This window comes from Roseateles sp. GW821-FHT03B02 (assembly GCF_059421025.1).
The window spans coordinates 320889-342326 of sequence record NZ_JBWKUV010000006.1 but is presented as its reverse complement, the minus strand read 5'-3'; the positions used below and the strand labels follow the sequence as shown (position 1 = coordinate 342326).

The window sequence follows — 21438 nt, the reverse complement described above, 5'->3', positions numbered from 1 at the left end:
GGGTCATGTCCTTACGCCGCTTGCTTGAAGCCGCCCGCCCGCGTCACGGCGCGGGGCACGAGCACCAGGCGCTGCACGAACAGCCCAGGAGTGACGACGGTTTCGGGGTCCAGCGCGCCGAGCTCGACGATCTCGTGCACGCTCGCGATGGTGGTGGTGGCCGCCATGGCCATGATGGGTCCGAAGTTGCGCGCCGTCATGCGGTAGGTCAGGTTGCCCCAGCGGTCGCCGCGCTCGGCCTTGATGAGGGCAAAGTCGGCCTTGATCGGGAACTCCAGCACGTACATGCGGCCGTCGATCTCCCGCGTCTCCTTGCCTTCGGCCAGCGCCGTGCCGTAGCCGGTCGGCGTGAAGAACCCGCCGATGCCCGCCCCGGCCGCGCGAATGCGCTCGGCCAGGTTGCCTTGCGGCACCAGCTCCAGCTCGAGGCGGCCGGCGCGGTAGAGCGCGTCGAAGTGATGGCTGTCGGCCTGGCGCGGGAACGAGCAGATGATCTTGCGCACCCGGCCCGCCGCCAGCAACGCGGCAAGGCCCGTGTCGCCGTTGCCCGCGTTGTTGTTGACGATGACCAGGTCACGCGCACCACCGTCGATGAGCGCCTCGGTCAGCTCGTTGGGCAAGCCGGCGGTGCCGAAGCCGCCGATCATCACCGTGGCGCCATCGCGCACGTCGGCCAGCGCCGCCGCGGCGGACGCAACCCGTTTGTCGATCATGGTTTGTCTCCTGGCATGCCGCCGCGCCGGTGCGTGGCGGGTGTCGTCCAACGCGACATCGACCGGCATCGTAGGGAGCGCGCGTGCCGGCGTCCAAGACAGCTTGAGACTGGTTCGATACCCTGCAGGCATCGAAGATCGGTAGGCTGCTCCCTGCGCGCACGCGCCTAGGCTGCGACGCGAGCACTCGAGGTCGACATCGGTGCACTGCTCGGATCGATGTGTCTACCGGCAGACGGAACGCCAGCAGACTCTGCGCTCAAATCGGAATAGGTCGTCGCTGTCCAGGCGGCGCTTGGCGGCGACGTCAATGCCGGCATTCGTCTTGGTCCCGGTACTTGAAGGCAGGTGTCTGCAGCCCCGCAATGCTCTTGGCGGCTAGGCTACTAGCCAAAGCCAACAGGAAACCATGAGTCGCCAACCTTGCCTGCGTTGTGGAAGGCTCATTGCAAACGGCCCTCCGGTTTCTTTGAGGATTGTGGTGGCCCTCAACAAGCTCCGGCCCGAAGAGTACGTTGCGGCTATCGTGAAGTTGGAGGGGATGACCGCCGAACTTGCGCAGGAGTTCGTGGACCATCGGATGGGACTTGACAGCATCAAAAGTCAGCCGCCTTGCCCAAATTGCCGGAGCGCCCTAAAGAGTTGGCACGCGACAGGCTGCTGGAGTTGCGGCTGGCGGCGCGATCCGAGCAGGCAGCTTGCGGACTCCTACCAAGGCGTCTGACCGTTAGTCAACCTTCGGCCAGCAGCCGGTTGGAAAGACGGCCGTTGAGTATCAGTCTGATGCAGCGGGAAGGTCTGTGGTGGACCGGACGAGTCTCGTACAGTGGCGAGCGCTGGGAGGACGAAAACCTGCCCTCAACCTATCGCGATCAGCCTTGCTGACATGAGCTCCCAGACTGCTGCGAACGACCTCGGCCGAAGCGAATCGCTGGGAGCAACAACCACCCGCAACCTTTGTCCGAATGGCAGCCTCACACGCACCTCTGACCGCCCACCACCGCTGCGGCCGGCGCGCGATCGTATTCGGCGCCCTGGCAGTCCTTGCCGCGTGCAAGCCTCAAAGGGAGGCACCAAGCGCTCCGATGACGATGAGGGACATCTACGCCGGATATGCCAGCAATCCAGCTGACTGGCTGGCCTTCTTGCGCTGCTGGCGCGAATCGGTGCAAGCGCGCCTGGCGAAGCGGCCGGGCTATTCGGGCCTCAGCGCTCTACCATCCGACGTGAACGTCGTCGCCGATGCGTCCGGCGACATCGGCGAGGAGGCGGCACGTTTGCAAGACCGGCTGAAGGTTCCGCTGCCGCCCTCCTACCTGGACTTCGCACGCGCCCGCCACGGTCAAGGCTGGGTACTAGAGAGCCTGACCGGCGCCAAACACATTTCCGCCGCGACTGCCGATGTGTTGCCGCTGGCGAAGTTGGGCCGGTTCGCCGACCTGGATGCCGCCACGGTCAAAATCTGGCTCCAGTCCGGGGCAAGTGGCCGCAAGATCAGGCCCGATGAGTACTACCGCTACGGCTACCAGCCTAAGCCGGGCCTTGTGCAGGACAGCGCTCTGTTCAACGTCGAAGCCCTGCCACAGATGATCAAGGTCGGCGACCTGGACCGGGGGGGCGTGCTGTTGCTGAACCCTGCCGAAGTGACCGCCGACGGCGAGATGGAGGCGTGGTCGCTCGACTTCCACACCTTCGCACACCGCTTTCGTTCCTTCGCCGAACTGATGCAGGACCTCGCCTACCTAGACGGTGACCCCGAAAACGCCGAGTCGGCATTGACTGTGCCGCAGGTGTACGAGCGCTGCCCCTGCGTGAAACTGCTGCGGACGGCAGTCACGTAGCCCGGCTTGGCATTGCCCCAGCCTGATCGAGACGCCTACCTTTCATCATGGACAAATTCTTGCTGCAACAGCAGGTGCTGGAACGGCTCGGCGAAGACCTGTTGCAAGCCGAACAGGCAGCGCGGGTGGCGCATGAAACGGCGACTCACGAAGAAAACATCGCCGAGAACAAATACGACACGTTGGGTCTCGAAGCCGCCTACCTGGCCACCGGCCAGGCACGTCGCGCCGAAGCCATTCGCCAGGTGATGGCCAATTGGCGCCAGTTCCGCCCAGGCGCCTACGACGTCAGCAAGGGGATACAGCTGGGCGCGCTGGTCTGCCTTGTCGATGTCGACGACAGGCAGCAACAGCTCTTTCTCGGTCCGGCAGGCGGCAGCATGGCGTTGGCGAGCGGCGATCAGATCGTTCAGGTCATCAGCAGTGAAGCCCCATTGGGTGGCGCAATGTTGGGCAAATGCGAGGGTGATGAGGTGTCGATACGGGTAGGCTCAACCCGACAGCAGTTCGAGGTACTGTGGGTTCGATGAAGTTCACGCCGGAGACTTGATCGTGCATGCGCCAGGCTCCCCCGAGCCGCCACAGTTGCCGCGGCTCTACACCTTTCGACGCTGCCCCTACGCGATGCGCGCACGCATGGCGCTTCTGCAAGCCGGGCGGGTCTTCGAGGCGGTAGAGGTCAGCTTGCGCGGCAAGCCGGCGAGCTTGCTGGCCTTGTCTCCCAAAGCCACGGTACCAGTGCTGCAGTTGCCCGACGGGAGCGTGATCGAGGAGAGTTGGGACATCATGCGCTGGGCACTGGCCTCACGCCATGTGCAGGGCTGGTGGGAGCGGGCGCAGTCGCCTGAGAATCTTGGTCTGGTGCGTCGAAACGACGGCGACTTCAAGCACCATCTGGACCGCTGGAAGTACCCCCAGCGCTACGCGGATGAGGCTCTTGAGCCAGATGCGCAACGCGACAGGGCGGTGGCGGTTCTGCTGCGGCCGCTGGAGGTCCGGTTGCGCAGCGCACTCTACCTGGGCGGCGACACGCCATGCGCCACCGACTTGGCCGTGATGCCTTTCGTCCGCCAGTTCGCCGCGGTGGACCCGGCATGGTTTGCAGCGCTGGACTTGCCGTCGGTACGGTCCTGGCTGAACGGCTGGCTCGTCCACCCGCTGTTCGTAGCCTGCATGGCCAAGTTGCCCGCGCAAGGTGTGAATCGCTTTCGCCGCTTTGAAGCATGTGGGGCTGTCGAGGTGGAGCGGTCGCCTAGCGGCGGCTGACGAGGGCGATGCCCGCCAGCACCAGCAGACTGCCCGCGACGAAGCTCGGCACAAGCGCCTCTCCCAGCAGCCACACGCCCAGCAGCACGCCGAACAGCGGCGTCAGGAAGGTGAAGGCCCCAAGGCGCGAGGCCAGGTAGCGGCGCAGCAGCCAGAACCAGGTCAGGAAGCTGGCGAAGGACACGACCAGGCTCTGGAAGCCCAGGTGAGCCCAGACGGCGGCCGTGGGCTCGAAATGCCACTGCCCGGCCAGCCAGGCGCCCGGCAGCAGCAGCACGAAGGCGCCCAGCAACTGGTAGAGCAGCGTCTCCGTCGCCGGCGCGGCGGCCAGCCGCGTGCAGCGGATGGTGACCGTTGTCGCGCCCATGGCCAGGCCGGCCATCACGGCCAGCAGGTCGCCCAGCAGCGCCCGGCCGTCACGGGCAGTGCCACCATCCAGAAAGGCCAACGCAATGCCACCGAAGGCCAGGGCTATGCCGGCCCAGCGCCACACATCCAGGCGCTCCTGCGGCAGCCGCCAATGCAGCCCCAGGGCCGTGAATAGCGGTGAGGTGTAGAGGAAGACGACGACGTGTGATGCCTGCGTCAGCTGCAGCGCCACGGCCACGAGCAGGAATTCCAGCGCGAACAACGAACCTGCCACGGCGCCGGCCGCCCAGCGGCGGCGGTCCAGCACCTCGCCACGCCAGCGCATCAGGCCGGCCAGCAGCAGCAGGGCGATGCCAGAGCGCAGCGCGATCATCAGCATCGGACTGGCCTGTTCGCCCACGGCCTTCAGCGAAACCTGCTGCAGGCCCCAGAGGCAGCACAGCAGCAGCATCACGCCGCCTGCGCGCGTGTCGAGAGGGCCGACCGTGATGGCGGGCGGGCGCGCCGGGGCGATGGGAAAGGCAAGTGCGGCGGGGTTGGCAAGGTACTTCATGGCGCCAATGTGCCGCGCACCAAAGATTCCGAAAAGCGCATAATTTTCAGACCATTCATCCGCTTTTCGAAACTATGCGTGACCTGCAGATCGACTGGCTGAAGTGCTTCGTCGCCACCGTGGACGCCGGCTCGCTGTCCAGTGCGGCCGCCGAGATCCACCGTTCGCAGTCGGCCGTCAGCATGCAGCTCAAGAAGCTGGAGTCGGTCATAGGCCACCCGCTGCTGGTGCGCGGCGCACGCCGCTTCGAGCTGACGCACGAGGGTCAGACCCTGCTGGGCTACGCGCGCCGCATGCTGGACCTGCAAGCCGAGGCCCAGGCGGCACTGAAGGAGGATGACGTCACCGGCCTCGTGCGGCTGGGCGTGCCGGACGACTACGCCAGCAAATACCTGACGCCGGTGCTCAAGCGCTTCGCGCCGCGCCACGGCGGCGTCGAGATCCAGCTGGATTGCGAACAGTCGACCTCGCTGATTCCGCGCGTGGCGCGCGGCGACCTGGACCTGGCCCTGGTCTCACGCGACCATGCCCGCCGCGGCACCCTGCTCTTCCACGAGCCCATGGTCTGGGTGGGCTCACCGCAGTTTGACGTCTGGCGCCGCAACCCGCTTCCCATCGCCGTCTACGAGCCGGCCAGCCTGGGTCGGCGCAGCGCCATCAACGCGCTGGCCCTGCAGGGGCGGCCCTACAGGATCGTCTACAACAGCTCCAACTTGGCGGGGCAGATTGCCGCCGTCGAGAGCGGCCTGGCCGTGGCCGTGCTGACCCAGTGCAGCGCGCCAGCCCATCTGCAACTGCTGGGCGCCGAGCACGGCCTCGGGCCGCTGGAGCCGATGGAGGTGGCCGTCTACCGCAGCCAGGCGTCCAAGGGCAACAAGGCCGTGGACAGCCTGCAGCGCATGCTGGTGCAGACGCTCAGGGCGAAGGCGTGACGCGAACCATCAGCACGCCGTGAGGCGCGACGCGGCCGCCGAACTGGCCCGCCACGTCGCGGGTCTTCCTGCCTGACCACAGGTCGTGCACTTCGGCCTTGAGCCTGGGAGCCAGGTCCAGCTGATCCCAGGTTACCTTCATGTCGGCCGGCTTTTCGCCACGGTTGAACAGCACCGCCGCGCGCTCGCCACCAGCCAGGGCGCGCACCCAGACCTCCAGGTCGCCCTGGCGCCAGATGCGCCGACCCTGGCGGCCGAGCGGATCCTGGTCGACCTTGATGACGTCGGCATTGGTCAGGATGCGCCGGGTGTCGGCATCCATCTTCGCCATGTCGTTGCCGGCAACCAGGGGCGCCGCCAGCATGGCCCAGATGGAGAAATGGCTCTCGTACTCCGTCGTCGTCATCCCGCCGTTGCCGACCTCCAGCATGTCGGGGTCGTTCCAGCCATTGGGCGCTGCGTCGGCCCAGAGGTCGGCATTCATGTCGATGATGTCCAGCAGGCCGTGCGACCAGTCTTTCTTGCCCTTCCAGGCATCCCAGATGTCGCCCGTCGTGCGCCACAGGTGACCGATCGGCGGCGCCCAGCGCCCGGGCTGGCTGCTGCCCCATTCGCAGATGGACAGCACGATGTCGCGGCCCGACTCGCGCAGGGCCTTGGCCATGATGGTGTAGGCGGCCTCGGGGTTGCGCGGGCCGGTGTAGCACCAGTCGTACTTGAGCCAGTCCACGCCCCACTTCGCGTACTGGCGCGCGTCCTGGAACTCGTGGCCTGCACTGCCGGGGCGTCCGCCACAGGTCAGCGCGCCGGCGTCGGAATAGAGGCCGAACTTCAGCCCTTTGCCGTGCACGTAATCGGCCAGCGCCTTCATGCCCGACGGGAAGCGCTCGGGGTCGGGCTGGATGTTGCCGTCGGCATCGCGGCTCTTCTGCCAGCAATCGTCAATGACGATGTAGGTGTAGCCGGCGGCCTTCATGCCGGAGGCGACCATCGCGTCGGCCTGCTGGCGGATCAGCTGCTCGCTGACGTTGCAGGCGAACTTGTTCCATGAGTTCCAGCCCATCGGCGGCGCGGAGGCCAGGTTGGGCTTGGGGGCATCGAGCTTGAGCGTCTCGTGCGGGGCGGCCTGGGCCGCGAGGCAGAAACAGGCGGCCAGGGCCGGCAGCACGCGGGCGAGCCAGTGGGGCATCTTGGAAACTCCGGTCAGACGGTGCCGCGGCGAGCTTCCAGCTCCGCACGGATCTCATGCATGCGCTGCTCCGTGAGGAAGTAGCGCGAGACGATGAAGAGGGCCACAAGCAGCCCGCAGATGGGGATGCCCGACAGGAAGACGCGGATCAGGAAGATGGCTTGCTCTCCCTGCGCCGGCAGCTTGGCATCGAAGCCCGTGAACATCAGCACCCAGCCCGAGGCGCTGTTGCCCAGGGCCAGGCCCACCTTGGAGATCCACGAGCCGCAGGCGGCGAACGAGCCCTCGCGGCGCTGGCCGCTGCTCAGCTCGTCATGGTCGATGACGTCGGCCATCGCCGAGCCGTAGATGGTCCAGAAGCCCGCGCCGATGAAGGCGACGCCACCGCTGGCGAAGAGCTGCAGCCAGGGCAGTTGGGGGTTGTAGAAGAACCAGTCGCCGATGAAGGCGAAGATGCCCAGCACCAGCACCGTCATCAGCGCATTGCGCTTGCCCCGGTGCCTGGCCACCCAGCCCGTGAACGTGATGCCGATGAGGCCGCAGACCAGTCCGGCCACGCCCATCAGGGAGTTCCACTTGGTGGCCTCGACGACGTTGCCGCCACAGACGTAGTACACGGTCGCGTAATAGCCAAGCAGGCCCACCATGGCCGTGGCCATGTTGTAGGTCAGCATGGTGCCCAGCATCTGGCGGAAGGGCTTGTTCTTGAGCGTGCGGTACAGGGTGTCCTTGAAGGGCACGCGCTGCCTAGTCTGTGCCACGACCTTCTCGTAGTAGCGCTCGCGCGTCAGCAGGAAGATGGCGAAGGACACCACCACCATGATGGCGCCCAGCATGCTGGTGTAGACCTGGGCGCCAAGCAGTATGTCGGGCTTACCCGAGGCGTCGTTGAAGACCGCCAGCGTCGTGAACTGGGCGGCGACGAACATCGCGAGCTCGGGGATCTTCTGGATCGCGTTCTTCACCGACATGACGCGGGTGCGCTCGTGATAGTCCGGCGTCATCTCCGCGCCCAGGCTGTTCCAGGGCATGTTGAAGCAGCTCATCACCGGAACGTACAGGCAGGTGGAGACCAGCATGAAGACGAAGTACTCGCTGTCACTCCAGCCTCGACCGACGGCGAACATCAGCGGCAGGCCGATGCCGGACAGCACACCGCCGACAAGGATGAAGGGGCGGCGCCGCCCCCAGCGCGAACGCGTGTTGTCCGAGAGCCAGCCGAACATCGCGTCCGAGACGGCGTCGACAAAGATCTTCAGGCCCAGCGCCGTGGAGATCAGGCCCGGCGCAACGCCCAGGAAGACGTTGAAGACATGGAAGGCCAGCGACTGGTAAAGCCAGTGGCCCCACATGTCGAGGAAGGAGCCGAGGCCGAAGCCGATCTTCTGCGACGCAGGCACGCGGTCGCTGGTAGGGGTGGCGGGTGCCACCGCCGGACCACCCTGGCGGGGTGTCGAGGGCGCGGCAACCCCATCGGGATCGGCAAGCACGGCTGTCTCCTGCGTCGCCTGGGGCGACACGTTTTAGTAAACAGCGTGATTTTTGTTTGATCAACCACCAAACAAAAGGCGGTGAAACACCTAGGCCGGTTGACGCCTGCCCTTGCGCACGGCGGGCGCTGCGGTCGGCGCGGACTCGACGCGTGAGCTCTCGCGGATGACAAGCTCCACCGGCAACGAGGCGTCGCTGGGCGCGATGTCACCCTCGATCAGGGCGCGCGCGGCCACGTTGCCCAGCGCCTCCTTGTCCATCTTGACGGTGGACAGCGGCGGCTTGTTGCGCGCGGCCTCCTCGATGTCGTCGTAGCCGATGAAGCGGATGTCCTCGGGCACACGCAAGCCGCGCTCGTGACACAGCTCGATGGCGAACATCGCCGTCGAGTCGTTGTAGGCGAAGACGGCGTCCGGCGGCGACGGCAGCTCCAGCAGCCGGCGCATCGCGTCGCGGCCGGCGTCGCGGTACTCCAGCGCGGGGTCCAGCGTGACCTCGTAGTCGGGGTCGAACAGGCGGCCCGCCTCGAACAGCGCGCGGCGGAATCCCTTGGCGCGAAGCGACGTCGAGTAGTGCGCCAGCGGGCCGAAGATGGCCGCGATGCGCTGAGAGTTGCCTTCCAGCAGGTGGCGCGTGGCCAGCCAGGCGCCGAGCTGGTTGTCGTCGTTGACGCAGCGCACGCCGGGGTAGAAGTGATCCACCAGCACCAGCGGCAGTTCGCAGCGGCGGATGCCTTCCATGGCCTCGGGGTCGAAATAGCCGGCGCCCAGCAGCGCGTCCGCTTCGTGGCGGCGCACCTGCCCGGCGATGTCGTCACCGGCCAGCACCGACATGATGCTCAGCGGCACGCCAGCCTCGCGGCAGGCCGTCTCGGCGCCGTGCAGCACGTAGGAATAGAAGGGATTGTTGGCCAGCGAGCCGATGCTGCGGCTGTACAGGAACAGCATGCGGCGCGGCTTGCCGGTGCGCAGCTTGGCCGTGTCATAGCCCATCTGCTGGGCGACTTCGAGGACCTGGGCGCGCGTCTGCTCCGACAACCCCGGCTGGCCCTTGAGCGCACGCGACACCGTCCCGATAGACACGCCCGCCGCCTCGGCCAATTCTCGAATCGTCACTCCCTTGTCGGCCATGGCCCGAGCTCCCGCTGTTGTTTAGCACCCTGTGCCGGCGGCGATTGTGTCACCGCCCCTGCCGCCCTCCCTCGGGCACCGAGCCCGGCCGCGGCCTCGGGGCAAAACCTAGGTCAACAATTGTTCACTAAACATTTCTTGTTGCCTAGAATATTTCGCATGCCCCATTCCTCCATCGCCGTGCTCGGCGAAGCCCTGGTCGACGAGTTCAATGACGGCGCGGTCGCGGGGGGTGCGCCCTTCAACGTGGCGCGCTCCATCGCCGGGCTGGGTGCACAGGCCCTGTTCGTCAGCCGCATCGCAGCGGACGACACCAACGGCCGCCTGGTGCTGGACAGCGCCCGACGCTACGGACTGGACGCCGCCGGCCTGCAGCGCGACGCCCAGCGCGCAACGGGCCGCGTCAGCGTGCACGAGGAGGCCGGCGGCCACCGCTTCGAGATCCACGGCGACGCGGCATGGGACTACCTGGACGCCGACGCCGCCCGTCGCTACCTGGCCGACGCCGACCCCACGCTGATCTTTTTCGGCAGCCTGGCCCAGCGCCACCCGGTGTCGCGCGCGGCGCTGCGCGCCCTCGTCAAGCCCTTTGCGGGCACGCGTTTCCTGGACCTGAACCTGCGTGCTGGCAGCGACATGCGGCTGCTGGCCGCCGAATCGCTGATGCTGGCCGACTGGGTCAAGCTCAACGACGAGGAACTCGTGCAGCTGGCCGGGTGGTTCGACGCCAGCGTGCCCGACGACGCAGGCCGCGCCGCCGCGCTGATGGCACGGTTCGGCCTGCAGCGCCTGGTGCTGACCCGCGGCGCCAGTGGCTGGCGCTTCTACGCGCCGGGCGGCAAGCTGCTGGCCCAAGGTGCGGGCGTCGTCCAGCCGCGCGTCATCGACACCGTCGGCGCCGGCGACGCCTTCACGGCCCTGCTGCTGGCCGGCCTCGCGCTGCGGCGCGACCTGTCTGCCACGCTGGCCCTGGCCAACCGCTACGCGGCCTTCATCTGCGGCGTTCGCGGCCCCCTGCCCACCGACACCTTCGCCCTGCAGCCCTGGCGCACCGCCCTGCATGCGCTGCCGACCTCTGCCTCTTGAACGTTGCTACCCGACATGGACCTGACCCCGCCCCCCACCTCCCTGGCCGACCTCGTGGCCCCACCGGCCGGCTCGGCCATGCGCCGCCGCGACTTCGTCTTCGGCGCCGGCACCTCGTCCTACCAGATCGAAGGCGCCGCCCATGAAGACGGCCGGCTCGAATCCATCTGGGACCGCTTCTGCGCTACGCCGGGCAAGGTGCTGCGCGGCGAGAACGGCGCCGTCGCCTGCGACCACTACCACCGCCTGGACGAAGACCTCGACATCCTCAAGCGCCTGGGTGTCGACGCCTACCGCTTCTCCATCGCCTGGCCGCGCGTGATGGACCAGGCCGGCAGGCCCAATCCAAAGGGCATCGCCTTCTACAAGCGCCTGCTCGACGGTCTGGCCGAGCGCGGCATCCGGGCCTTCGTGACGCTCTATCACTGGGACCTGCCTCAGCACCTGGAGGACCGCGGCGGCTGGCTGAACCGCGACACGGCCTGGCACTTCGCCGACTACGCCGACCTGATGAGCCGCCAGCTGGCCGGCCACGGCGATGTCGCGGCCTGGACGACGCACAACGAACCTTGGTGCTCGGCCTATCTCGGCTACGGCGACGGCCACCACGCACCCGGCCTGGCCAACCCGCGCTGGGCCGCCCAGGCCATGCACCACCTGCTGCTGGGCCACGGGCTGGCGCTGCCGGCGCTGCGCGCCAACGCGCCGCAGGCGCTGCATGGCATCGTCGCCAACTGCGCGCCAGGCTATGCGGACAACGACTCGCCCGAGGACCGCGATGCGGCCCATCTGTTCGAGACCTACCAGAACCGCTGGGTGCTGGACCCGCTGCTCAAGGGCGAGTACCCGGCCGATCTGTGGCGCTACTGGAAGGGTTGCGAGCCCCTGGTGCTGCCAGGCGACATGGAGATCATCCAGCGGCCCATCGACTACCTCGGCATCAACTACTACAGCCGTGCCGTGCTGCGCTCCAAGGGGCCCGACACCATCGCCTGGGTGCGCCACCCCGACGTCGAGCGCACGACGATGGACTGGGAGGTCTACCCGCAGGGCCTGCAGGATCTTTTCGAGGCCTTCAAGCGCGACTACCCCAACCTGCCGCCGCTCTACGTGACCGAGAACGGCATGTCCAGCCACGACACGGTCAGTGGCGGCGAGATCGACGACGTGCAACGCCAGAACTACATCAAGCAGCACTTCGCCGCCTGCTCGCGCGCCATGGACAAGGGCGTGGACGTGCGCGGCTACTTCATCTGGTCGCTGATGGACAACTTCGAATGGGCCTTCGGCTATGAGCGTCGCTTCGGCCTCGTGCACGTGGACTTCGAGACCCAGCAGCGCACCCTCAAGCGCAGTGCGCTGGCTTATGCCGACTTCCTGAGGGAGCGCGCAGCGGTGCGCTGACGACATGGACGGCATCCGGCGCATCGTCATCCTGGGCGGCGGCTCCGCCGGCTGGATGTCGGCCGCCGCGCTGGCGACGGGGCTGCGCGGCGTCGCCATCGAGCTGGTCGAGTCGGAAGAGATCGGCATCATCGGCGTCGGCGAGGCCACCTTCCCCTCCATCCGCCAGTTCAACGAGATCCTTGGCATCGCCGAGGCCGACTTCCTTGCCGCCACGCGCGGCAGCTTCAAGCTCGGCATCCAGTTCTGCGACTGGAAGCAGCGCGGCGAGCACTACTTCCACACCTTCGGCGACTTCGGCCACCTCGACGGCCCGATGGCGCTGTGGGGCCAGCTGCGCCGGCTCCACGCCGCGTCCGCCCACCCGCTGGGCGAGTTCTGCCTGCCCACCGTCATGGCCGGCCAGGGGCGCTTCTGCCGGCCGGCCGACGGCGATCAGGGGCTGGCCTCGCGCTACACCTATGCCTACCACTTCGACGCGACGCTCTATGCCGCCTTCCTGCGCCGCCTGGCCGAGGGCCGTGGGGCACGGCGCACCGAAGGCCGTGTCGTCGGCGTGGAGCGCCACGGGGACGGCCGCGTGCGCGCGCTGCGCCTGGCCGACGGGCGCGAGGTCCAGGGCGATCTCTTCATCGACTGCTCGGGCCTGGCGTCGCTGCTGATCGGCCAGACGCTGGAGCAACGCTTCGTCGACTACGGCCACTGGCTGCCGGTGGACCGCGCCTGGGCGGTGCCCACCGAACGGGCGCCCGGGGGGCTGGCGCCCTTCACGCGCTCGACGGCGCTGGAGGCGGGCTGGGCCTGGCGCATCCCGCTGCAGGACCGCACCGGCAACGGTCATGTGTTCAGCAGCCGCTTCATCGACGAGGGCCGGGCGCGCGAGCAGTTGCTGGCCCAGCTCGACGCGCCGCCGCTCGCCGAGCCACGGCTGCTGCGCTTTCGCACCGGCCACCGCGAGCGCTTCTGGGTCAAGAACGTCGTCGCCATCGGACTTTCCGCGGGCTTCCTGGAGCCACTTGAATCCACTGCGATCTACCTCGTGCACAACGCGCTGGGCCGGCTCATCCCGCTGCTCGGCGAGCCCGATCACGCCCAGGCTGCCGTGGGCTTCAACGTGCAGCAGCTGCGCCAGTACCAGCGCATCCGCGACTTCATCATGCTGCACTACGTCTTGAGCGAACGCCGCGACAGCGAGTTCTGGCGCGCAATGACGCGCATGGACCTGCCCGAGTCGCTGGACTACAAGCTGCACGCCTGGCGAGAGACCGGCACGCTGCCCGTCTACGACAACGAGGGATTCGACGCCGGCAGCTGGCTGGCCATCCACGCGGGCATGGGCCACTGGCCGCGGCGGCGCAGCCCCTGGCTGGACGAGATGCCGGCCGACCTGGCGACGCGCTACCTGGCCGAGCGCCACCAGGCCATCGCGGCGCTGGCGGCCCGCATGCCCGATCACGACAGCTTCCTTCGCGCCACGGTGAGTGGCGCTGCGGGATAGCGCCCATGGCGAAGGCAGCGAGCCTGCCTAGACTGCGCAAGGATTTCAGGGACGCCGGATGGAGAACATGGCAAAGCCGCTGCAGCGGGTCGTGATCGTGGGCGGCGGTGCCGCGGGGTGGATGTCGGCGGCCGCGCTCAGCGCCGTGCTCAAGCCTCCTTACGAGATCCGTCTCATCGAGTCCGACGAGATCGGCATCATCGGCGTCGGCGAGGCCACCATCCCGCCCATCCGGGTCTTCAACGGCCTGGCCAAGCTCGACGAGGCCGAGTTCCTGAAGTCCACCCACGGCACCTTCAAGCTCGGCATCGAGTTCGTCAACTGGGGTCGCCAGGGCGAGCGCTACATCCACGGCTTCGGCGGCATCGGCCGCGAGACGCTGTGGCCCGTGGACTTCTGGCAGTACTGGCTGCGCATGCGTGCGCTGGACCGCGCATTGCCGCTGGACGCCTACGCACTGTCCAATATGGCGGCCAGGGCCAATCGCTTCATGCTGCCCAAACCGGAGATGAAGAACTCGCCGCTGGCAAGCATCGGCTACGCCTACCATTTCGACGCCTCACGGTACGCCAGGTTCCTGCGCCGCGTCAGCGAGAGCCGCGGCGTGCGGCGCACCGAGGGCAAGGTCGTCCAGGTGCTGCTGCATGAAGAGCCCGGCGCGACGCAGGGCCATGTGCGCGCCGTGCAGATGCAAAGCGGCGAGATCATTGAAGGCGACCTCTTCCTCGACTGCTCGGGCTTCTATGGCCTGCTCATCGACAAGGCCGTGGGCACCGGCTTCGAGGACTGGAGCCACTGGCTGCCCTGCGACCGCGCCGTCGCCGTGCCCAGCGAGCCGAACGGCCCGCTGCTGCCCTACACACGCTCCACGGCCCACCGCGCCGGCTGGCAATGGCGCATCCCGCTGCAGCATCGCGTCGGCAATGGCCATGTCTATTCGAGCAGGCATGTCAGCGACGACGAGGCCGCCGCCACGCTGCTCCGGCACCTCGATGGCAAACCGCTGGCCGATCCGCGCCTCATCAGATTCCGCACCGGCATGCGGGAGCAAGCCTGGAGCCGCAACGTCGTTGCCATCGGTCTGGCGGCGGGCTTCGTCGAGCCGCTGGAGTCCACGGCCCTGCACCTGATCCAGATGGGCGTGGCCAAGCTGATCGAATACTTCCCGCACCGCGGCTTCGATGCGCTGGAGATCGCCGAGTACAACCGCCAGAGCCGCTTTCGCTATGAGTCGGTGCGCGACTTCATCATCCTGCACTACCACCTCAACCAGCGCGAAGACAGCGAGTTCTGGCAGGCCTGCGCCGCCATGGCCATCCCTGACTCGCTGCGCCGCCGCATCCAGCTCTATGCGGCCAGCGGCCGGCTCATCTACGAGGACGGCGACCTGTTCCGCGAGCCGAGCTGGCTGGAGGTCATGGAGGGCCAGAACCTGCGACCCAGGAGCTGGCTGGCGCTGACCGAACTGCAGAACGCCGACGACACGGCGGCATACCTCAAAGGCATCTCCGACACGATCGCGCAATGCGTGGCCGTCATGCCCGATCACGCCGAGTTCGTGCGGCGCTACTGCAGCAGCTCGGGCGGGGACCAGGGCTAGGACGGCACAGGTTCCCGAGTTGGCGGGTCACAGACGCGGCGACGCCTGCGAAGGCTGCGCAGCACCCTCGGCCGCCAGGTGCCCTTCATCCGCGGGGGGTGCCTGCACCCAGGCGCCCGCAGTGCAGGGATCCCGCATTGACAGCCCACAAGCCCGGTGAGCCTAATAGCGTTCAGCCCCGAACGGGGTGCCTCAAACGACGAGGAGTGAACCTATGAGATCCCATCTTTTCGCAGCACTCACCGCTGCCGCGCTGGCTTTGGGGGCAGTGGCTGCCGTTGCCGAGCCGCCGCAGGATTCGCCCTTCGTGATCGAGGGAAGGTCGTTCACCAGCAAGAAGGCCTTCATCGACGCCGGCCTGCGCTGCGGCGCACGCCAGGTCGACGACGACGAGGCCGCCGAGATCGACGACGTCATGCTGCGCCACCTGGCCGCCAAGCGCGCCGCGGCAAAGGTTGGCGATCTCGTCGCCACTGCCGCCTTCCAGTCGGTGATGGTGCCCGTCTACTGGCATGTGATCAGAAGCGGCACCGGCATCGCCAACGGCGACATCCCCGACAGCCAGATCGCGAGCCAGATCCAGGTGCTCAACAACGCGTACGCAGCCTTCGGCTTCAACTTCGTCCTCACGGGCACGGACCGGACGACCAACAGCACCTGGTACACGGCCGTGCCGGGCACGACGGCCGAGCGGGACATGAAGAACGCGCTGCGCCAGGGTTCGGCCGCCGATCTCAACATCTACAGCAACAACATGGGCAGCGGCCTGCTCGGCTGGGCCACCTTCCCGTCCGACTACACCAAGAGTCCGAAGTCGGACGGCGTCGTGATCCTGTTTTCGTCGCTCCCGGGCGGTACCGCCGCGCCCTACAACCTCGGGGACACCGCCACGCACGAAGTCGGTCACTGGGTCGGGCTGTATCACACGTTCCAGGGCGGCTGCGCGAACAACGCCACCAAGGGCGGCGACTATGTCGCCGACACGCCGGCGGAGAAGTCTCCTGCCTACGGCTGCCCGGTTGGACGCGACAGCTGCGCCAGGCTCAATGGCGCTGATCCGATCACGAACTTCATGGATTACTCCGACGACGCCTGCATGACGAGCTTCTCCTCAGGCCAGGGCACGCGCATGCAGGCGATGTGGTCCACCTATCGCGCGGGCAAGTAGCCCCTCGCGTCACCGCTGCTGCGACGGCGGCTGCCAGTCGATGAGCGGCTGGGTGCCGTCGCTGCAGACCCATGCCGCGGCACGCATGCCCGGCCTGAGCTTGCCGGGCGATGACTCGATGCGCGCCCAGTCGGCCGCGGTGAACGGCACACGATCGAGCAGGAACCAGCGGCTCGGGTCGTCGCTGCCAGGGTGAAGGATTCGTACCGACTCGAGGGTCGCCCAGTCGGTGCGGATGCGCAGCGTCGTGGCGCCGACCGTGCGCCGGTATGAGATGACGACACCGCTGAAAAGGGTGAGCTTGTCGCGCGGGCAGCTTGCGGCCTCGGGCGGCGCCACTCTCCGACCAGACCCACCCTGAGCCTGTGCAGGCAGCGGCAGCCACAAGGCGACCAGCACGGCCGCCAGCGCGGCCAGGGCCACGGCGTCATCGATTCCTTTTGACGTCACCGGATGATTCTCGTGCATGCCGCCTGCATGCGGTCGCGCCTGGCCTGTACAGGCGCGATTGCCAGGCCAGCGCCGAGATTGACGCCGCGCGCCCACCGCTGGCAGACTTGACAACCTCATCAACCCAGCCGCAGGAGAAGACCATGGAACAAGCACATCGTGTCGACCTTCTCGTGTCCGGCTGCCTGAGCGCACAGCGCCCCTGACCCAGCGTCCACCGCGGGTCCATTGATCGCCGCGCCAGCCGCGGCCGGCTCCCCACCCTCCAGTGCCATGCGCTACCGCGCGTGGTCGGGTTCGCGCATGCGCGGACGAAGCCCACATTCAATGGACACCCCATGATCGAGATCGAATTCGAGACGCTGCACGCGCTCGGGCTCACACATGCCATCGCGGCTCGTGCCGCACAACTCGCTGCGCCCGATCCCCGCACGCGCCTGGCGCGCGTGACCGAATCACAGCGCGACTGCTTCACGCTGCATGACGGTCGCACCGAGCAGCAGGCCCGCGTGCTGCCGCGGCTGGTGCAGCAACTGCAGGCCTCGGCGCAGCAGCTGACCATCGGCGACTGGGTCGGCGTGCAGGTCGACGCTCACGGCCAGGCCTGGGTCGCCGAGCGCATCGACCCCGTCACGCAGATCGCGCGTCGCGCCAATGACGGCCGCCGCCAGCCGCTGGCCAGCAACATCGACGCGGCGCTGCTGGTGATGGGGCTGGACGCCGACTTCAACGCGCGCCGCATGGAGCGCTACATCGCCATGGTGCGCGCCTGCGAGGTGGCGCCGGTCGTCGTACTCACCAAGCGCGACATCGCGCCGGATGCGCAGGAGCGCATCGCGCAGATGTACGCCCGCCTGCCCACCACCGTGCCGGTGCTGCCGGTCAACGGCCTGTCGCGGCAGACCTGCTCCGAGCTCGGGCCCTGGCTGCACGGCGGCCAGACGCTGGTGCTGCTGGGCTCGTCGGGCGCCGGCAAGTCGACGCTGATCAACACCCTGACCGACGCCGGCCAGGCGACGGGCGACGTGCGCAGGGGCGACGGTCGCGGACGCCACACGACCACGGCGCGCTCGCTGCACCGCTGCCCGCAGGGTGGCTGCATCATCGACACGCCGGGCCTGCGCACCTTCCGGCCCGATGCGAATGCACGCACGCTGGCCGCCTCCTTCGAGGACGTGCAGTCGCTCGCGCAGCACTGCCGCTTCCGCGATTGCCGCCACGAGGGCGAGCCCGGCTGCGCCGTGCTGACCCACATCGACGCAGACCGGCTCGACAACTACAAGAAGCTGATGCGCGACGCCGAGCGCGGCGACATGACGGCGCTGGAACGCATCGCGCTGCGCGGCAAGTGGAAGGCGATCGGCAAGGCGGGCAGCCGGCGCGCACGCGAGAAGCGCACCTGAACACCGGCAGGCCGGTCGCGAAGAAAAAGGCACCGCGGCGTGAACCGCGGTGCCTGGCCTTGCGAGCGACCGGCGGGGCCTGGCGGCCCCGCCTTTATCGGGATCAGAAGCTGTACTGCATCGTCACCGTGTAGCGGCGGCCCGACGTGAAGTAGTTGTGCCCCAGCATGCCGATGTGCTGCTGCATGAACTGCTTGTAGGTCTTGTCCAGCAGGTTCTGCGCCTCGAAGCCGACCGACACGCCGCTGTCGAACTTGTAGTGCACGCCGGCATCGAGCTGGCCATAGCCGTCGGCCCACAGCGGCAGGCCCAGCGGAATGCCCACGTCATGCTGGTTGTAGGTCGCGCTCGCGGGGTTGGTGTCCAGCACGTTGGTCTGGTTCGGACCGGTGTTGTCCGAGTTCAGCGCCACGCCGTACAGGTACTTGCCGCGCCAGCTGTAGGCCAGGCGCGCCGAGATCGGGCCGCGGTCGAATAGCAGCGAGATGTTGAAGGTGTTCTTCGACAGGTTGGCCAGCGGCACGTCACCGAAGGCGCGGCCATCGGTGTCGCAGCCGTTGATGTACAGGTTCAGGTTGTCCTGGCCCGCACCCGCCGAGCAGTAGGCCGAGTACACCGAGTTGTAGCGCTTCATCTTGCTGTCGACGAAGGTGTAGTTCGCCTGCAGACCCAGGCCCTGCAGCATCTCGGGCAAGCCGTCGAAGTACTGCTGGTAGGCAAACTCCAGGCCGCGGGCATGGCCCTTGGCGCCGTTGACCGGCCCGTTCAGCACGAAGGTCACGTCCTTGCCGTTGTTGTCCTTGATCTTGTAGTCATAGGCCTGGTTGACGATGATGTCCTTCAGGCTCTTGTTGAAGGCGGCCACGGTCAGCGAGCCGTTCTTCGCGAAGTACCACTCGGCCGTAAGGTCCTCCTGCGTGGACTTGATCGGCGTCAGCATCGGATTGCCCGACGCCGAGCCGGTGTAGCTGACCTTCTTGACGTTCGGCGGCACGGCCTGCTGGTCGAGCTCGATGCTCTGCGTCATCGGCAGATAGGCCTGCATCTGACCGAACTGCGGCCGCGCAACGGCCTTGGCCATGGCGAGACGGAACTGCAGGTCCGGCGCAGCCTTGTAGCGCAGGTTCAGGCTGGGCAGCACATCGGTGAAGCTGTTGTTGAAGGTCTGCGACTTCGCGAACGGCGTCAGCGGCGCCACGGGCAGGCCCGTCGCGTTGGCGGGCACGGTCGCGACCTGCAGCGTCGTGTAGCCGTCAGCCTCGTTCTTGGTGCGCACCACGCGCACGCCGATGTTGCCGTCCACGGGCATGCCCACTTCCTCGAAGGAGAAGCGCAGCTGGCTGTAGGCGGCCGTCGTCGTTTCCTTCTGCGTGTTGCGGCCCTGCGGGTCCGTGCCGAAGGAGGTCGGGTTCCATTCCAGGCCGCCCTGGATGCTGTGCCACTGGTCGCAGCCGGTCTGACCCGCCCCCATCCAGTCGGGCTTGAAAGCCTTGCACTGGTCGAGGTAGAGCTGGTGCAGCTTGACGTAGCTGTTGGGCCAGTCCATCGCCACCGACTGCGCCGGGAAATAGAGCGCCGGCATGTTGTACTTGCCGCCGAAGAAACCGTCGTAGGTGTTCTTGAAGGTCGGGATGTTGGTCTTGCTGACCCAGGCCAGATCGCCGATGTTCCAGCCCTGCTGCCAGGCATGGGTGATGGACGCCCAGTTGTAGCTCGGGTTGCTGTTGATGGTCTCGGCGTCACGCTGCGCGATGCGCACGCCAAAGCGCAGGTCGTTCAGGATGGGGTGGTCCTTGAACACCCAGCGCGCATCGCCCTTCCAGGACTTCTGCGTGCCCTTGCCCTTGTCCAGGTGGTCCATCATCATGGACCAGTAGTACTTGGACGGGTCGTTCAGCGTCGCCAGGTCGCTGGCATCGAACACCAGCTTGGGCAGGCTGCCCGTCAGGTCGATGGTTTCCTTGGGCAGCTGCACGGCGGCGCCCACGGTCGAGTCGAAGTTGTTGGTCTTGGACTTGATGTACTGGAAGTCCGAGGTCAGCGTCAGCTGCTCGTTGACCTTGCCTGACAGCTTCCAGGCCAGCTCGTCGGTCTGCGAGGAGCGCTTGGAGAAGCGCGTCTGGTTCTCGACCTCGATGCCCTGGTAGGTGCCGTCGGCGTTCTTCTTGCCGGTCAGTACGCCCTTTTGCAGCACGCCCGCGCCGTCATAGGTGCCAGACAGCACGTTGACGTCGAAGGGGTTGGTCTGGGCAATGACGTTGAACTCGTTCCAGTCGAACTTGTACTTGGAGCGGAAGAAGCTCAGGGAGCTCTCGACATCGTCCTTCTTCCACTGCAGCGCGCCATAGATGCCGTCGCGGGTGCGGTCGTAGGACTGCTGGCGCCAGCCCATGTCGCGCGGGTTCCACTGTTTGGAGGTCGCGTTGGCGATGTAGTAGGGGTCAACGACCATGCCGTCGGTGCGCGCCGACGACAGCGAGTGGGCCACGTCCAGCAGTGCTCCGATCTTGCCGATGTCGGTATTCCAGGTGTTGGAGACCAGGCCCGACAGGCTGGGCTTGTTCTTGCCGTTCAGCGAGTTGTGCGTGACGTTGGCCGACAGCGAGGCCTTGAAGCCGTTGAAGTCGAACGGCAGCGCCGTGCGCAGGTTCACCAGGCCGCCGATGGCGCCTTCGATCTGCTCGGCCGAGGGGTTTTTGTAGACGTCCACACCGGACATCAGCTCGGGCGGCACATCCTCGAAGCCCAGGGTGCGGCCCTGGTTGGCGCTGAAGGTCTCGCGGCCATTCAGTGTCGAGCTGACGTAGGTCAGGCCGCGGATGATGACGCCCGAGCCCTCGGCCGAGAAGTGCACCGGGTCGTTGGACGCCGAGACGCGGTCCATGGCGACGCCGACGACGCGCTGCAGCACTTCGGTCACCGAGCGGTCCGGCAGCTTGCCGATCTCCTCGGCGACGACCGAGTCGACGATTTCGTCCGAGTCCTGCTTGATCTTCTGTGCCGTAGCCAGCGCCGCGCGCCGCCCGGAGACGACGACGGTCTCCAGGGCCTGCGGGCCCTTGTCCTTGGCCGCCGGCGTGGCCGCCGCCGCAGGCGCGGGCGTGTTCTGCGCCAGCGCCGGTGTCGCCGCCCAGACCAGCGCCTGCACGGCCGCCAGCGACAGCGTTGTCCGCTTGAAATGTCTCATCCTATTTGCTCCTCTTTGGTGGGAAACAGTCAGCCCCTGCGGGCCTCGTGTCGGTCCTGCTGGTTTCTATGCCGCAGGTATTTGGTAACGCTATCAACGATCAGGCAATCCAAACATCGGGACTACCAGGGATAGGGGATATACGCATGGCTCCTGCA

Annotated in this window: 17 protein-coding genes; 10 read left to right on the top strand and 7 right to left on the bottom strand. The window is 67.3% G+C overall.

Going from position 1 to position 21438, the window contains the following annotated elements:
- Nucleotides 1–11: 11 nt before the first annotated feature.
- Nucleotides 12–713 (bottom strand): 3-oxoacid CoA-transferase subunit A, encoded by a 702-nt coding sequence (locus AC07VX_RS18170; RefSeq protein WP_493165504.1) that lies wholly within the window; start codon nucleotides 711–713, stop codon nucleotides 12–14.
- 1091 nt (nucleotides 714–1804) lie between these two features.
- Here AC07VX_RS18170 and AC07VX_RS18165 point away from each other — a divergent pair.
- The 3 genes from AC07VX_RS18165 to AC07VX_RS18155 are packed head-to-tail and all read left to right on the top strand — an operon-like array spanning nucleotide 1805 to nucleotide 3820.
- Entirely contained in the window at nucleotides 1805–2554 is a 750-nt protein-coding gene (locus AC07VX_RS18165) for a hypothetical protein (RefSeq protein WP_493165505.1), read from the top strand.
- A gap of 47 nt (nucleotides 2555–2601) precedes the next feature.
- Nucleotides 2602–3084 carry a GreA/GreB family elongation factor gene (locus tag AC07VX_RS18160; RefSeq protein WP_493165506.1) on the top strand — a complete coding sequence of 161 codons (483 nt, stop codon included), beginning with the start codon at nucleotides 2602–2604 and terminating at the stop codon, nucleotides 3082–3084.
- Nucleotides 3085–3106: 22 nt separating this feature from the next.
- Complete coding sequence (locus AC07VX_RS18155; RefSeq protein ID WP_493165798.1) at nucleotides 3107–3820, top strand: glutathione S-transferase; 714 nt, start codon at nucleotides 3107–3109, stop codon at nucleotides 3818–3820.
- Here the strand turns inward: AC07VX_RS18155 and AC07VX_RS18150 are convergent.
- Nucleotides 3807–4640: a DMT family transporter gene (locus AC07VX_RS18150; RefSeq protein WP_493165799.1), complete on the bottom strand. Its 834-nt coding sequence runs from the start codon at nucleotides 4638–4640 to the stop codon at nucleotides 3807–3809. The genes AC07VX_RS18155 and AC07VX_RS18150 overlap by 14 nt on opposite strands.
- 176 nt (nucleotides 4641–4816) lie before the next feature.
- Here AC07VX_RS18150 and AC07VX_RS18145 point away from each other — a divergent pair, with 176 nt between their 5' ends.
- Entirely contained in the window at nucleotides 4817–5674 is an 858-nt protein-coding gene (locus AC07VX_RS18145) for a LysR family transcriptional regulator (protein WP_493165507.1), read from the top strand.
- On the opposite strand, the gene AC07VX_RS18140 is transcribed toward AC07VX_RS18145, so the two are convergent.
- The 3 genes from AC07VX_RS18140 to AC07VX_RS18130 form a co-directional block, all read right to left on the bottom strand.
- On the bottom strand, nucleotides 5658–6863 hold the full coding sequence (locus tag AC07VX_RS18140) for a glycoside hydrolase family 27 protein (protein WP_493165508.1): 1206 nt from the start codon (nucleotides 6861–6863) through the stop codon (nucleotides 5658–5660). The genes AC07VX_RS18145 and AC07VX_RS18140 overlap by 17 nt on opposite strands.
- Before the next feature lie 14 nt (nucleotides 6864–6877).
- Nucleotides 6878–8353, bottom strand: coding sequence for an MFS transporter (locus AC07VX_RS18135; RefSeq protein WP_493165509.1), 1476 nt, complete (start codon nucleotides 8351–8353; stop codon nucleotides 6878–6880).
- Between the two features lie 90 nt (nucleotides 8354–8443).
- Nucleotides 8444–9484, bottom strand: coding sequence for a LacI family DNA-binding transcriptional regulator (locus AC07VX_RS18130; protein WP_493165510.1), 1041 nt, complete (start codon nucleotides 9482–9484; stop codon nucleotides 8444–8446).
- Nucleotides 9485–9643: 159 nt separating this feature from the next.
- Between AC07VX_RS18130 and AC07VX_RS18125 the strand changes: the two genes are divergently transcribed.
- The 5 genes from AC07VX_RS18125 to AC07VX_RS18105 all read left to right on the top strand — a co-directional run bounded on the left by AC07VX_RS18125 (nucleotide 9644) and on the right by AC07VX_RS18105 (nucleotide 16240).
- Nucleotides 9644–10570 carry a PfkB family carbohydrate kinase gene (locus AC07VX_RS18125; RefSeq protein WP_493165511.1) on the top strand — a complete coding sequence of 309 codons (927 nt, stop codon included), beginning with the start codon at nucleotides 9644–9646 and terminating at the stop codon, nucleotides 10568–10570.
- Between the two features lie 15 nt (nucleotides 10571–10585).
- Nucleotides 10586–11974 carry a GH1 family beta-glucosidase gene (locus tag AC07VX_RS18120; protein WP_493165512.1) on the top strand — a complete coding sequence of 463 codons (1389 nt, stop codon included), beginning with the start codon at nucleotides 10586–10588 and terminating at the stop codon, nucleotides 11972–11974.
- Between the two features lie 4 nt (nucleotides 11975–11978).
- Nucleotides 11979–13472: a tryptophan halogenase family protein gene (locus AC07VX_RS18115; protein ID WP_493165513.1), complete on the top strand. Its 1494-nt coding sequence runs from the start codon at nucleotides 11979–11981 to the stop codon at nucleotides 13470–13472.
- A gap of 67 nt (nucleotides 13473–13539) precedes the next feature.
- Complete coding sequence (locus tag AC07VX_RS18110) at nucleotides 13540–15072, top strand: tryptophan halogenase family protein (RefSeq protein ID WP_493165514.1); 1533 nt, start codon at nucleotides 13540–13542, stop codon at nucleotides 15070–15072.
- A 214-nt stretch (nucleotides 15073–15286) separates the two neighbouring features.
- On the top strand, nucleotides 15287–16240 hold the full coding sequence (locus AC07VX_RS18105) for a zinc metalloprotease (protein ID WP_493165515.1): 954 nt from the start codon (nucleotides 15287–15289) through the stop codon (nucleotides 16238–16240).
- Nucleotides 16241–16249: 9 nt separating this feature from the next.
- Here AC07VX_RS18105 and AC07VX_RS18100 read toward each other — a convergent pair whose 3' ends face one another.
- Entirely contained in the window at nucleotides 16250–16690 is a 441-nt protein-coding gene (locus AC07VX_RS18100) for a hypothetical protein (RefSeq protein WP_493165516.1), read from the bottom strand.
- 338 nt (nucleotides 16691–17028) lie between these two features.
- Between AC07VX_RS18100 and rsgA the strand changes: the two genes are divergently transcribed.
- Entirely contained in the window at nucleotides 17029–18093 is a 1065-nt protein-coding gene (gene rsgA / locus AC07VX_RS18095; protein WP_493165517.1) for a ribosome small subunit-dependent GTPase A, read from the top strand.
- A 103-nt stretch (nucleotides 18094–18196) separates the two neighbouring features.
- Here the strand turns inward: rsgA and AC07VX_RS18090 are convergent, their stop codons facing one another.
- Nucleotides 18197–21280 carry a TonB-dependent receptor gene (locus AC07VX_RS18090; RefSeq protein ID WP_493165518.1) on the bottom strand — a complete coding sequence of 1028 codons (3084 nt, stop codon included), beginning with the start codon at nucleotides 21278–21280 and terminating at the stop codon, nucleotides 18197–18199.
- Nucleotides 21281–21438: the final 158 nt, after the last annotated feature.